Raw genomic sequence first — 15,076 nt, 5'->3', positions numbered from 1 at the left:
TAAAACATTACGACCATTGTTTTATACGCTTTCGCGAAAGCGTATATAGTAAGATAAAAAATAATAAATCGCTTATAGTCAAATATATATTAGTATGTCTGTTATAAAATAAAACTGAGACTGTTTATTTATAACAGTCTCAGTTTTTAATTAGGAATATATGTTAATTGTTGATTAATTAATCAACGCCAATATCATCTATAAAGAAATCACCAGAAGTTGTGCCGGGACCATCAATAAATAGTACAATTTGTCCATACTCTCCACTTGGAACTAAAGGTTCACCTCCTGGATCATCTGGACTTAGGAATACGGTAGTTGCATTATTATAATCGAAAACAACTTCTTCCCATCCTGAGCCTGTATGCGTAGCAAAAGTTTCAACTTCTCGCTCTCCATTTACTCCTTGTACAAATTGTAAAGCTAAAGGGACTTCTACATTTGAGAAGAATAATACTGAGACTAATTTATTATCTGTAGTAAAATTTGCTGCGGGATTAAGATCAATACCTGAACCTTCAAAGGCAACTCCTGAGTTGGTGATTTGACCTACCATTGTATCATTAGGATTATCTCCCGTTTGACTTGGATTTGGTACTATAGCAAAAGATACACCTCCAAATGTGAAAAACTCTTCTCCATTTTCAAAAGTTATTGGATTTGCAAAGACAGGCTCTACTGGATCGTCTCCTGGATCATCACCATCTGGATCATCTCCGCCAGAATTAGCGTCACAAAATCCAATATCATCTATAAAGAAGTCACCAGCAGTTGTACCAGGGCCATCAATGAATAATACAATTTGTCCATATTGTCCATCTGGAACTAAAGGCTCCCCTCCTGGATCGTCAGGACTTAAAAATACAGTGGTTGCATTTGTATAATCTAAAATAATTTCTTCCCATCCTGAACCTGTATGAGTTGCAAATGCTTCAACTCCTCGTACTCCATTTACTCCTTCTACGAATTGGAGTGCTATAGGAACTTCAACATTTGAAAACAATAATAGTCTTACTCTTTTATCATCTCCACTAAAATCTGTAGGGGGATCAAGTGAAATACCTGAGCCTTCAAAAGCAGCTCCCGAATTTGTAATTTGGCCTACCATTGTATCGTTAGGATTATCTCCTGTCTGACTTGGATTTGGTACTAAAGCAAAAGATGCACCTCCAAATGTGAAGAATTCTTCTCCATTTTCAAATCTTATTGGATTTGGAAAAATAATATCACTACAATTGAGTTCTTCTTCCTCTTCTTCCTCTTCCATTACTTCAGAAGCAGGAATTGTAATTGTATTTGTAGCTGTTCCTAAAACATTTCCATTATTATCTCGTGCTTCTAATACTACTTCAACGGTTTGTTCTTCTTCTATTAGGGGGTAAACTATAGTCTGATCTGCCCTATTCACAACTTCTACAGCAAGGGGGATCGCTTGTTCTCCAAATGCCCAAAAATAACGAGGACTATTACCTGTAGACGTATTAGAAAAAGTCACTTCAGCACTCGTACCTTCATTAATGACAATTGGAGTCGAAGCAGTAAATGAAACTGTTACTGGCCCTATTTCAGGTTCGGACATTTCATTATTGTCATCACTTCCACAAGAACCTACGAGGCACATAAAAGGCACAAGAACTAATAATATCATCCTTGGCATAAAAAAGTTTAGTTTAGTTTTCATAAAATTTAATTTGTATTGATATCATAGTTAGAATTAGCGATACAACATGTCTATTGCACTAATACGTATTTTTCTTTCTATTATGAATAAAATTTAGTTAGTCTTCAATCACTATATCTACAGAAAAGAAAATAGAAGTAGTTATGTCACTAGGAGAAATTGCCTGTATTTCAATAACATAAGTCCCTTCATTTTGATATACGTGAGTTGCACTATCTAATATCCCTATAGTAATAGGAGTTTCATCAGTAGATTCTCCAAAGAAAATATTGAATGCTGCAGCTCCATCTGCAGATGGAGTAACGGTTACAGCTCTACTATTACCATCAAGAATTTCAATAGTGGCATCTAAGTTACTTGCAGCGGGTATTTCATTGAGAAAAACAACTGAAAGTGTATCGTCATCTTCACAGGAAACAGACAAAAGAAATAGAAATAAAGCAGTAATAACAACTTTTAAAAATCTTTTCATATTTTCAAATTATTATATATTTATGTTAAAGTAGTAAAGAAAGGTTTTTAATGGACTTTTATCAATACGATTGCAACATTAGTATTATTTATGCTACATAAATAGTTGAAATAATTTTTGAAACAACACTTGAATATTGCCTTTTCTGTTTGAAAATAAATAGACGGGATCATATAGATAAGACGTTTTTTTTTTATAATAGAATTTGTCTTAAATTAGTTAGCTTGTATTTAAATAAATGGGTTACTCTATAGCCTTTTTAAAGTAAACTACTGGTTAATTTTATTTTTATGAAAAGGAATATTTAAAACTTGTTAAGGTGTGGTATAGGTGTAATCTAAAATATAGTATTTCTTTTATCCTCTTATTATATTGTGTTTTATCAATTAGGGCTCAAACTGATTTTAAAAATTTAAAATTTGTTCCAATAAAGGAGGGAATCCCCAAAAAAGCAATCTCTGCTATACTACAAGATGATCAAGGATTTATTTGGATTGGTACAAGAGGTTCTGGGCTTTATAGGTATGACGGGACTAATTATGTATCCTATAAACAAACTTGGGACGACAGTACTTCCATCAATAGCAATCAGATACTTGCATTGTATCTTGACAGTAAAAAAAGATTATGGGTAGGAACAGATACAGGGTTAAATTTATTTGATAGATCACAAAAAACTTTTAGACGTTTTGAACAACTGCCAAGTACAAATAATGATTACTTTACCGTAACAGCATTAATAGAGGATACTAATGGAGATCTTATTGTTGGAACGTATGCTAACCAGCTATTAAAAATTAATACAGAGAATTATAGTATCTCTACAATCAAGAACTCTCCTGAGCTTGAAAATGTCTATTTCTTTTTCAATTCTTTCGAACTTGGACTTAATGGCGAATTGTTTGCTGGGACTTCCTTGGGATTAATGAAATATGACTCCCAAAGTAATATGCTAAGTTCATATAAAAATAGCGAAGCCTCATCAGAAAATCTCAAAAAAATAAAAAGTAATATTGAGTCCTTACACCGGGATAGTGATAACAACTTATGGATAGGAACTTGGAACTCAGGTCTTCTAAAAATATCATTAGAATCGGAAAATGAAAATATTGAATCTTTTCCAATCACTACTGAAAAGATATTTTGTTTTACTGAAGTTGAAGGTAAAATTCTTTTGGGGACAGAAAATGATGGATTATTGGTTATAAACAATCAAGGTGAAATTATTCATCATTATACGGAAAACAATATTTATAAAGATAGTATTAAGAGCGAATCTATATGGTCTATTTTCTTAGATAAAGAAGGAAGAATCTGGTTAGGGTACTATAATCAGGGAGTTGATGTCTATGATTCATTATATAATAAATTTGGATCAATTGAAGGTATAGTAAATGAAATGAATTCACTTGAATCACCTCAAATTACAGGATTAACGAGAGATGGTCAAGGACGCCTATGGATTTCGTCATTTAATGGGGTTGATATTTATGATCCTGTAACAGATAACTTTGAAAATATTAATGGAGGAGATAAAATTTATAGTGGTTTTGAATCAAATATAGGTGTCGAATCTATGTTTTTAGATAGTAATAATGATTTTTGGATAGGTACTTGGAATAACGGTATTTATTTTTTGAAACAAGGCACGAAAGAATTCATCCATTTTAATAAAACAACTACTAATGGTGATCTTAAAACGAACAGTATAAGAGGATTTGCTGAAGATAGTAAAGGACGTATATGGATGGCTTCATTTCTTAAGGGGTTGCATTACTACGATCCAAAAAGTAATTCTTTTAATTATTGTGACTCAGAATCTTTTACTACAAGCGGTTTGATAAATAGTGATGTAAAATCTATAATTGTCGATTCTGAAGATGAGCTATGGGTAGGTACTCCAAGCGGACTTTTTAGAGTTAAAGATCTAGGAAATTCAAAATTCTATGTAGAAAACATGAGATCTAAAATGGAGATGGCGCAAAAAAGCCACCCAAGTCTTCATAACATCCTATCTCTTTATGAAGCACATGATTCCACTATATGGATTGGAACTGATGGAGCTGGGCTTTTTAGATATGAACGTAGTAATGATAAATTTTATAATCAAAATGCATTTCAAGATATCGAAGAAACTTCTGTAAATGGAATTATCGAAGACGATCAAAACAATTTATGGATATCTGGGAGTTTAGGTATCACAAAATTCAGTATGCTTGATAATAGTGTTACAAATTTTACAGTAGATGACGGCCTTTTAAGTCATTACTTTCATAATGGAGCTTTAGCCAAAGGACAATCAGGAACACTTTATTTTGGGAATCAGTTAGGTGTAAATTACATTGAACCGGAGAGTTATAAAACCAATAAGATTGAACCAACATTGCACTTTACTGATTTTAAATTATTTAATGAATCTGTAATGCCTAATGATAAAGGAGGAATACTCAAGAAAAGTATTTCTGAAACTGATACAATAGAACTTACTCATAATCAAAACGTTTTTTCTATAGATTATATAGGTGTTAATTATACAAGAGCAGAAAAAAATGAATATGCCTATTTTCTAGAGGGGTTTGATACACAATGGAATTTTGTTGGTAATTCCAAAAGTGTTACATATACAAGTTTACGTCCAGGAGAGTACACATTTAAAGTGAAGGCATCAAATAATGATGGTATATGGACTCAAAATCCATTAAAATTACATATTCTGGTAATACCGCCTTGGTGGAAGAGTACTATAGCATATACTTGCTATGTTTTATTTGCTATGCTATTTAGTATAGGTGTTTATCTATTTTCAAAAAAGAGATTCAGAGAAAAGCAAATTGTTTTATTTGAGCGAAATAAAAGAATACAAGAAGAAGAATTACATGCAGCTAAACTGCAATTTTTCACGAATATATCTCACGAATTTAGAACTCCTTTAACATTGATTATTAATCCTATAAAGGATTTAATAAAAGCTAAAAATTTAGAACTACCCTCAAAGGTTAATAATAAACTTCAAATTATTCATAAAAACTCGGATAGACTATCTAGACTTATTAATGAGTTAATGGATTTTAGAAAGCTTCAATCAAATAAAGTTCAGGTTAAGCTTAAAGAGATTGAAATTGTAAAGACATTAAAAGAGATAAAAGCTTTTTTTGAAGAAGAAGGCAATAAAAGGAGTATTGACTTAACGTTTAATACTTCCTTAAATGAACTTTGGGCTTGGGTTGATTCAAGTATGTTTGAAAAAATTATATTTAATATATTATCAAATGCTTTCAAAGTAACACCAGATGGAGGAGAAATAAAAATTGCTTTAGAAGAAAAAAAGAATAAAGATGAAGGTGATGATGACAATCATTTAGATTTCTTTGAAGTTTCAGTGAAGGATAGTGGTCCAGGGATAGATCAAAAAGAATACAAACAAATTTTTAAGCGATTCTATCAAGTAAGCACACTAAATAAAGATTACTATGGAAGCACAGGAATTGGACTAGAAATGGTAAAAAATTATATGATTTTTCATAAAGGAAAGATTGAGGTAGAAAGTGAAATAGGCAAAGGAGCAAAATTTATCATGACATTTCCAATAGCAAATCAAAACTCTTTTGAAACTACTATGATTGATTCTGAAAAGGATAAAAATATCGTATCAGAATTAGAAAAATTTACTGAGATAAGTCCTGATAAAACTAACCAATTAATAAAGAAAGATATATCTTCTATAAAAAAAGAATATACAGTTTTAATTGTTGAAGATAATATTGAACTTCAAGAATATATTAAAGAAGAACTCGGCGTATTGTATACTACTTTAGTGGCGTCTAATGGAAAAATAGGATATGACATTGCATTAGAAAAACAACCAGATCTAATTATAACTGATGTTGTAATGCCTTTTATGGATGGGTTAGAGTTATGTAGTAAAATAAAAAATAATTTAGCTACAAGTCATATTCCTCTTATCATGTTAACTTCAAAAATCATGGTTGAAGATAGGATAAAAGGGGTTGATTCTGGAGCTGATGGTTATTTGGGTAAGCCTTTTACAATGGACCTCCTAAAAGCAATGATAAATCAAATGATAATTAGTCGTAGGGTTATTTTTGATAAGCTTAACAAAGGCGATACTATAAAATCTAAAATAAATCATACTTCTTTAGATGACAAATTTTTAAAAAGAGTACTATACCTTATTCAAGAAAATATACAAGATCCTAATCTAAATGTTGAAAATTTAGCAAGCCAACTTAGATTAAGTAGAAGTCAGCTTTATCGAAAAATCAAAGTTTTAACAGACTTATCAGCAAATGAATTTTTACGTAAGATACGACTTGAAAAGGCTAAAGAATTATTACAATCTTCAAATAATTATAATGTAAGTGAGGTCACTTATAAGGTTGGATTTTCTTCTCCATCTTATTTTACTAAATGCTTTAAAAAAGAGTTTGGTTATTTACCTACTAAAGAAGAAATTCAAATTAGTGATTCTAAAAACGATCAATCCCTTTAGGTTTCTTGCTAATCTTTACAAAAGCGCATCATTTTTTTTAATAATTCAACATCTGTGTTAATTGATTTCTATGTGTTAGAAGTAATTTGGTTTCTTAATAAAACACAAAAACTTAATGTGTTTACTGAATTCAAAATAACACAAATCAATTATGAAGATCAAACGACTTATTAAGAATAGTCTTGCATTAATTTTTATATTAAGTAACATTATAATGAGTGCTCAGAGTGTTTCTGGTAAAGTGACTGATAAAGAGGGAATACCTCTACCTCAGGCAACAGTACAAGTTAAAGGTTCAGAAAACGGTGTGGCTTCTGATTTTGATGGTAATTATCAGATTAATAATGTTACTCAAGGTGCTATTCTAGTCTTTTCATATATTGGTTTTGAAACACAAGAGGTAAATTATACAGGTCAAAATGAGATTAATATACGTTTAGTTATTGATGCACAAGGACTAGATGAGATTACAATTGTAAATTATGGAAGACAAAGAAATACACCTGTTTCTGTTGTTAAGTCAAAGGATTTAACAGAGTTCCCTACAACAGATATCGGTCAAGCATTGCAGGGTCGAGCAGCTGGAGTTACTGTAACAAATGGTGGAGGTCCAGGTACACAAACATTAATACAGATAAGAGGTACAAATACGTTTGGAGATGGATCACCTTTATTCGTAGTTGATGGGGTTTTTACAGAAAGCATTAATAGTATAGATCCTGAAAATATTCAAAAGATAGATATCCTTAAAGATGCAGCATCTCTTGCTATATATGGATCTCGAGGAACGAATGGTGTTGTTCTTATTACCACGAAAAAAGGAAAAGCAGGTGTCACTTACTTTTCAGCAAAAGTGTCTTCCGGATTTCAGGAATTTAATCAGCGTTATGATGTACTGAATACCGAACAATATATACGGTATTTACGAGAACTAAACTCTGTTACTGGACAACCTGGTGCTCTTGAATTCCCTATAGCTGTTGTAAACGATAATCCCTTATTTGATGGTAATGGTATAGATACCGATTGGCAAGATGAATATTTTAACATTGGAAATATAACGAATATAAGCGCGAATGCTGGAGGAGGATCTGAAAAAGCTAGGTTTAATGTGAGTTTTTCACATTTAAACCAAGAAGGAGTGTATATCGAAACAGGATTTGAACGAACTACTTTTAATGTAAATTCAGATGTATCTGTTAACGATTGGTTAGACCTTGGGCAAACACTTTCAGCAGCATATAATGAAACAGTTGTGCCAGAATCAGATGGGGGAAGAGACCCACTATTTAATATACTTGGTTCGGCACCATACATTCCAGTACGAAATGCAGATGGGTCTTTTGCAGGTCATAATACGCTATTAGATGTTAATAATTCTAGAAATCAAATAAGAATACAAGATTCACAAGATAACCTTAATAGATTTGGATCATTAATAGCTAGTGCATATGCAAAAATCAAGTTATTTGACGGTTTGACATTAAGATCACAATTTGGTTTTGATGGGAATATAAGTATTCAAGATAATTTTAGAAGAGCTTTTGAAGAAGTAGGAGGTTCTTTTTCGAATCCTAATAATTTTATTAGTAATATAACTAATAATTTTTCTCAGACGGTTTGGACCAGTACGTTAGCTTTTGATAAATCTTTTGGGAAACATGATATGAATATTTCTACTGCTTTTGAGCAAACAAAGGTAAGATTGGAAAGTACATCTGCATCTGATGTACAACAAGTATCTCCAGAACTTACTGAAATTCTTTCACCTAATTCCCGTTCTACTTCGTTTAACTTTCGTGAAAATTTGAACTCAATATTGTTTATAGGAGGATATGAATATGACAAACGATATACCTTAAGTAGTTCTGCTAGAAGAGACACTTCATCTAGATTTGATACACCATTTGCCTCAGATTGGTTTTTTTCTGCTGGATTAGGTTGGAATGTGTCTAATGAGTCTTTCTTTAATATAGAAGCGATAAATAACTTTAAATTAAGAGCTAGTATTGGACAAACCGGTAATAATCGTACTGGAAATGATGTGAATATTTTTCTACCTACATTAGGGGCAAATCTACCAACTGTTCTTGATAATGAAACGGTGATAGGAATTTCACCTAATAATGCTGCCAATCCTTTTATAAGATGGGAAACTCAGGTTAAGCAAAATTATGGACTGAGTCTTGGTTTTCTCAATAATAAAATCACATTTACGTATGACTACTTTTCTAATGTAAGTGAAGATTTAATTATACCTGTTAATTTGCCATCATCATCTGGTATTCCGGGATCTTCTCAACAAGGAGATGCGGTAATACGAAATGTAGGAGATGTAGAAGTTACAGGGATGGAATTTTCTTTGGGTTATAATGATTATGAGGGTGATTTCCAGTATAATATTAGCGCTAATTTGACAACTAGTGAAAGTATAGTGCGTAGCTTAGGTGGATCTGGACAACCTATTGAAAGAGCTATATTAAACCCTCCATTTGATATTCCGCTTAATAGACTTTCTGAAGGGCTACCCGCCTTTCATTTCTTTGGTCTTGTTGCAGATGGAGTGTATTCTACTCAAGAACAGATAGATGCTGAACTTCCTAATAATAGTCAATCGGCAGTTCCTGTTCTACCTGGAGATGTTCGATTTATTGATTTAAATGGAGACGGTCAGATTAACTTTGAAGATAGAGATGTAATTGGGAATCCTAATCCTGACTTTACTTATGCTATAAGTTTTAGAGCAACCTATAAAAATTGGGATTTAGATATATTAGCAAATGGTGTTCAAGGTGTGGATGCGTTAAACAGTAATATTTTCTTTTTACAAGCACAAGAAAATGTATTAAATCAGGGAACAGAAGTCATTCGTAGATTCCGTTTTGAAGGAGATATAACAGATATACCTAGATTTAGATTTGGCTCCAATATAAATAACACAATTTCTACAAGATATATTGAAGATGCTTCTTTCTTACGCTTAAGAAATGTGACTATAGGATATACTTTTGATCAGAAAAAATTAAACAATCTACTCAATGGAGCTCTTAAAAAAGTACGATTATATGCTCAAGCTCAAAATATTGTAACCCTAACCAATTATTCAGGTTTTGATCCAGAAATTGCTCCTTTTTATAATGCACAAGGCCTTGTAGATGGATTAGGTATTGATCGAAGTGCACAACCTAGACCATTTACCTTTTTATCTGGTTTGCAAATAGAATTTTAAAAAAATGAATAAAATGAATAAAATATTTTTCAAGAATGTAGTGCTTCTTATAGTCGCAGTATTTATTATATCTTGTGACGATGATGTGCCAGTTACTAATACTAATGCTCTCAATCCTGATATCTTTTTCGAAAGTTTAAATCAAGTTGAAGGAGCAGTAAACGCAAGTTATAACCAGTTACAAACTCTTTATCAACGCAATGGTTATATTTTTCCAGATGCGTTTTCAGACGAAATGATATCTGGTGGAGACCCTAACTTTGCACCTTTCTTTAATTTTGAATTAAACCCCACTCTTGGAGGTATTGCTCTTTATTGGACTGCCTGTTACAATGGGATAGGAGCTTGTAACTTTGTGATAAGTAATGAAGAAAGAATGATGAATAATGCTCCAACAAGTAATTTTACAACAGCAGATGTTAATGATGCTGTAGGTCAAGCTTTATTCTTAAGAGGGTTATATTATTATTTACTTGTCAAACGTTTCGGAGGAGTACCTATTAAAAATGATTTTACAACAGCTCTTAATGACGCACCTCGATCTACAGAAGATGAAATTTATGAGTTTATAATTCAAGATTTAACAAGATCTAGTCAAATAACATTTTCAAAAGGAGCCACTGAAACTGGCCGAGCAACAAATGGTGCAGCATATAGTCTTTTAGGAAAAGTTTATTTACATAGAGGGATGTATGTAGAAGCACAGGATGCCTTTAGTAATGTAGTCGACTATTCGTTATTACCTCTTGAATTATATGAAGATAATTTTAATGAAGGAGGAGAACATAACGATGAATCTATCTTTGAAGTAGGGTATAATGGAGAATTTGGGACAGAAGCAGAACGATGGGCACAAACAGGAGTAGGTACTTCAGAACTTACTTTTCATGCTCAAGAATATACAGGTTGGGGAAATCTTCAACCTTCTCCAAAATTAATGGAAGAATTTGAGGAAGATGATCCTAGAAAAGAAGTCGCATTAGTGGATGTGGGTCAAGCTTATGGACCCGATGGTATATTTACATTTCCAGGCCCAGGTTTAATAGAAGCACTTTCTTGGCAAAAATTCTCGCAGTTATATGAAGCAGAGACGGTACAAGAAAATAGCGGGATTAATGCTCGTGTATTAAGATATGCTGATGTTGTTTTGATGCAAGCGGAAGTAGAACTCAATTTAGGTAATAGTACTGGTGCAATAAATTTCCTTAATCAAATTCGAGAACGTCTTGAATTACCATTATACGGTTCTGCCGAAATGGATGAGCGTGGATTCCCTGTAGATACTCCTAATGGGATATTTAATGCGATTGTTCATGAACGCTTTGTTGAACTTTGTGGAGAACAGGTCCGTTTTGATGATTTAGTCAGGTGGAATCTAGATGGCTCAGAACTTTCTATACTTCCAAATGCAGATTTTGATAATCCTAGTGCTGCTATTCCTAGAGGATACGACCCTAATATTCATAGGCTTATGCCAATCCCACAGAACGAAATAGACTCTAATACTCAAATAAATGGTGAAGATCAAAATTTTGGATACTAGTGTTTAGAATTAGTTGCTTTAATGAATTAGCGAAAAAGAAATTTTTCGCTAATTTTTTATCTTTTTTGAATTCAAAATTGCACAATTCTTTAATTCATAGTAACTACTTTAATAAATGATTAAACTTCTTATAATAAGGATATAATTAAAAAATACATGTATTTTATTGTACTAAGTTTTATAGGATAGTTTTTTACTAATCAATTAAAACATTTTATATAAATACTTTTAAAGGATATGAAAATAATATTGAGAATATGGAAATAAATCTAAGGATTTGGTGGACGTTATTGATTGTATTTATCCTAATTGGATGTAGTCAGAACAATACAACTAAGGAAACCAGTGAACATAGAATTGGGCATAAGATTTTCAATAAATTACTAGCTAAAACTACTGGGGTAACGTTTAAAAATACATTAACTGAAAACGATACCTTAAATTATTTTACATACCCTTATATATATATGGGAGGCGGTATCTCATCTGGAGATATTAATAATGATGGGTTTGACGATCTCTTTTTTACAGGGAATATGGTTCCTAATAAAATATACCTTAATAAAGGAGATTTGACATTTAGTGATATTAGTAAAGAAGCGGGTATAGAAGGAGACTTAAGATGGTATACAGGGACAACAATGGCAGACGTTAATGGTGATGGATTATTGGATATATATTGCCTAGTTTCTGGTCAGTCAGGAAATACCGAAAATCAACTTTATATAAATAAAGGAGATAATACGTTTGAAGAAAGAGCAGAAGATTATGGTTTAAATGATCCAGGCAATAGTGTAGATGCTACTTTTTTTGATTATGACCTAGATGGTGATCTAGATGTATATATCGCAAATTACCCAATTACTCCTTTTCAGTATAACAGCTACAATTATAAAATGAGAATGGATCGTGTTACCGAATTGGAAAGTGATCACCTATATAGAAACGACGGAGGTAAATTTACAAAAGTTACAGATGAAGCAAACCTCAAACTTTATAGCCTTTCTTTAAGTGTTACAGCCAGTGATCTTAATGGAGACGGATGGACTGACCTTTATATTTCTAACGATTTTAGTACTCCAGATTGTTTATACATTAATCAAGGTGATGGAACTTTTAAAAATGAAATTAAAAATGCTACAAATCATACTTCTTTTTATGGTATGGGAGTAGATATAGCAGATTTTAATAATGATGGTTTTCTTGATATCTTACAGATGGATATGGACGCTTCTAGTAATAGAAGATCTAAAGCCAATATGGCCAGCATGAATCCAGAGATATTTGATAATATGGAGCGGGTTGGTTTTCAATATCAGTATATGCAAAATTCATTACAATTAAATGCTGGTATTCTTGTAGATGGCGTCCCAAAATTCAGTGATGTTTCCAGAATAGCAGGATTGTCCTCTACAGATTGGAGTTGGGCACCATTATTTGCAGATTTTGATAATGATGGACTAAAAGATGTTTTTGTTTCTAATGGGACAAGAAGAGAAATAAATAATAAAGATTATTTTGCCAATTTAAAAGGAGAAAAAAAGCATAAAGACAGCCTTCTAACTAAAAGTCTGCGTATACCTTCTGAAAAAATTGACAACTATATTTTTAAGAATAAGGACGGTTTAAATTTTGAAAAAGCAAATGATTATTGGGGTATAAGCCATGAAGGCTTTTCAAATGGAGCGATCTACGTAGATTTAGATAATGATGGTGATCTTGAAATTGTAACAAACAATATAGACGAAGAACCTTCAATATTTGAAAATACTAGTGCAGAACATGCTAATTTTTTAACTGTAAACTTTAAAGGGGGTTTAGGGAATCAATCAGGAATTGGTGCTAAAGTTGAAATTAAGACCGAAGGAATTACACAATACCAAGAGCTTACTTTGAGTAGAGGGTTTCAATCTTCTGTATCACCTAAATTACATTTTGGACTAGGAAAAAAATCAATAATAGATACCCTTACAGTGACTTGGCCTGATGGAAAAAAGGAGGTTGTGCTTAATCTTGAGACAAATAAAAAATTAACTCTAGATTACCAAAATGCTATAAATGCAACAAGCGAAAAACGAAGTACTATTAATAATGTGCTCTTTAATAGTTTTACAGATACTTTAGCAGTTTATAAGCATAAAGAAAATCTTTTTAATGATTTTAAAAACGAAGTGTTACTTCCACACAAAACCTCTCGTTTTGGTCCAGGAATTGCTGTTGGAGATCTTAATGGAGATGGATTGGATGATTTTTATGTAGGTGCTGCGACAAAATATCCAGCAGGTATGTTTTTTCAAAAAAATGATGGCACATTTGAGCAACAAAAAACAAAAATCCTTGCAGATGATAGACACTTTGAAGATATAGGAGTACTGATTTTTGATGTTGAAAATGATGGTGATAATGATATTTATATAACAAGTGGAGGTAATGAATTTACCGATAATTCACCACAATTACAGGATAGACTTTACATTAATGATGGTAATGGAAACTTTAAAAAAGATGTTTTTGCCTTGCCAAGAATGACTTCAAGTAATGGTAGAGTCTATACAAATGATTTTGATAAGGATGGTGATTTAGACCTTTTTGTAGGAGGAAGATTAGTTCCTTCAAATTATCCACACCCAGCAGATAGCTATATTCTTGAAAATATAAGCTCTAATGGTATCCCAAGGTATAAAGACAGTACAAATAAAATAGCTCCAGAACTCAGAAAAATAGGCTTAGTTACTTGCGCCCAATGGTTAGATTATGATGCAGATGGCTGGACAGATCTTATAATTGCTGGTGAGTGGATGCCTATTAAAGTGTTTAGAAATAATGAAGGTATTTTTGAAGATACGACTTCAGACATGGGACTAGAAGATACTGTGGGTTGGTGGTTCAGTATGGATAGTAATGATTTTGATGGTGATGGTGATATAGATTTAGTACTTGGTAATTTAGGGCTTAACTATAAATATAAAGCTGCAGAAAATGAAACTTTTGATATTTATTTTAATGATTTTGATGATAATAACAAAAGCGATATTGTTTTAAGTTATTATAATGAAGGAAAACAATATCCTGTTCGAGGAAGAGAATGCTCTTCCCAACAAATACCAGGGATTAAAGAAAAATTTGGAAATTATAATGAATTTTCTACTGCAACACTTATTGATGTTTATGGTAAAAAAAAGTTAGATACAGAATTACATTACCAAGTAAAATCATTTGCTAGTGTATATCTGGAAAATACAGGAAATGGGTTTCAAAAGAAGGATTTACCGATAGAAGCTCAAACGTCACCTATAAACCAGATAATTAGTAAGGATTTTGATAATGATGGGAATCTTGATTTAGTAGTGGCAGGTAATTTATACGCTTCAGAAGTTGAAACGCCAAGAGCCGATGCAGGTAACGGCCTTTATTTAAAAGGAGACGGAACTGGGAATTTCGAGCCTAAATCTGGAACAGTGAGCGGACTATATGCTCCAGGAGATGTAAAGGACTTTGAAATGATTAAGATAAAGAATAAAGAGTATTTCATTATTGCTAAGAATGACGACTTTATTCAATTTATAGAATATCAACCTAGGAAATAAATGTTATTTATCCTGGTAATAAAGCTCATACATACTAAAAATGAAACTTAATAA

Annotated in this window: 6 protein-coding genes; 4 read left to right on the top strand and 2 right to left on the bottom strand. The window is 32.1% G+C overall.

Annotated features, from left to right (window positions below):
* Nucleotides 1-178: 178 nt before the first annotated feature.
* Together Q1A60_RS15005 and Q1A60_RS15000 are read right to left on the bottom strand one after the other, a co-directional pair.
* On the bottom strand, nucleotides 179-1,681 hold the full coding sequence (locus Q1A60_RS15005) for a hypothetical protein (protein WP_299762282.1): 1,503 nt from the start codon (nucleotides 1,679-1,681) through the stop codon (nucleotides 179-181).
* A gap of 97 nt (nucleotides 1,682-1,778) precedes the next feature.
* Nucleotides 1,779-2,153 (bottom strand): hypothetical protein, encoded by a 375-nt coding sequence (locus Q1A60_RS15000; RefSeq protein WP_299762285.1) that lies wholly within the window; start codon nucleotides 2,151-2,153, stop codon nucleotides 1,779-1,781.
* Nucleotides 2,154-2,472: 319 nt separating this feature from the next.
* Between Q1A60_RS15000 and Q1A60_RS14995 the strand changes: the two genes are divergently transcribed.
* The 4 genes from Q1A60_RS14995 (at nucleotide 2,473) to Q1A60_RS14980 (ending at nucleotide 15,022) form a co-directional block, all read left to right on the top strand.
* Entirely contained in the window at nucleotides 2,473-6,663 is a 4,191-nt protein-coding gene (locus Q1A60_RS14995) for a two-component regulator propeller domain-containing protein (protein ID WP_299762288.1), read from the top strand.
* A gap of 151 nt (nucleotides 6,664-6,814) precedes the next feature.
* Nucleotides 6,815-9,892 (top strand): SusC/RagA family TonB-linked outer membrane protein, encoded by a 3,078-nt coding sequence (locus tag Q1A60_RS14990; RefSeq protein WP_299762291.1) that lies wholly within the window; start codon nucleotides 6,815-6,817, stop codon nucleotides 9,890-9,892.
* 13 nt (nucleotides 9,893-9,905) lie between these two features.
* A complete protein-coding gene (locus tag Q1A60_RS14985; RefSeq protein WP_299762294.1) occupies nucleotides 9,906-11,435 on the top strand; it encodes a RagB/SusD family nutrient uptake outer membrane protein in 1,530 nt (509 codons plus the stop codon).
* A gap of 257 nt (nucleotides 11,436-11,692) precedes the next feature.
* Complete coding sequence (locus Q1A60_RS14980; RefSeq protein WP_299762297.1) at nucleotides 11,693-15,022, top strand: VCBS repeat-containing protein; 3,330 nt, start codon at nucleotides 11,693-11,695, stop codon at nucleotides 15,020-15,022.
* Nucleotides 15,023-15,076 lie beyond the last annotated feature (54 nt).

The sequence above is a fragment of the uncultured Dokdonia sp. genome (genome assembly GCF_947492535.1).
GTDB lineage: Bacteria > Bacteroidota > Bacteroidia > Flavobacteriales > Flavobacteriaceae > Dokdonia.
Note: the sequence above shows the minus strand (reverse complement) of the source record. Positions and strands in the feature narration are given on the sequence as shown.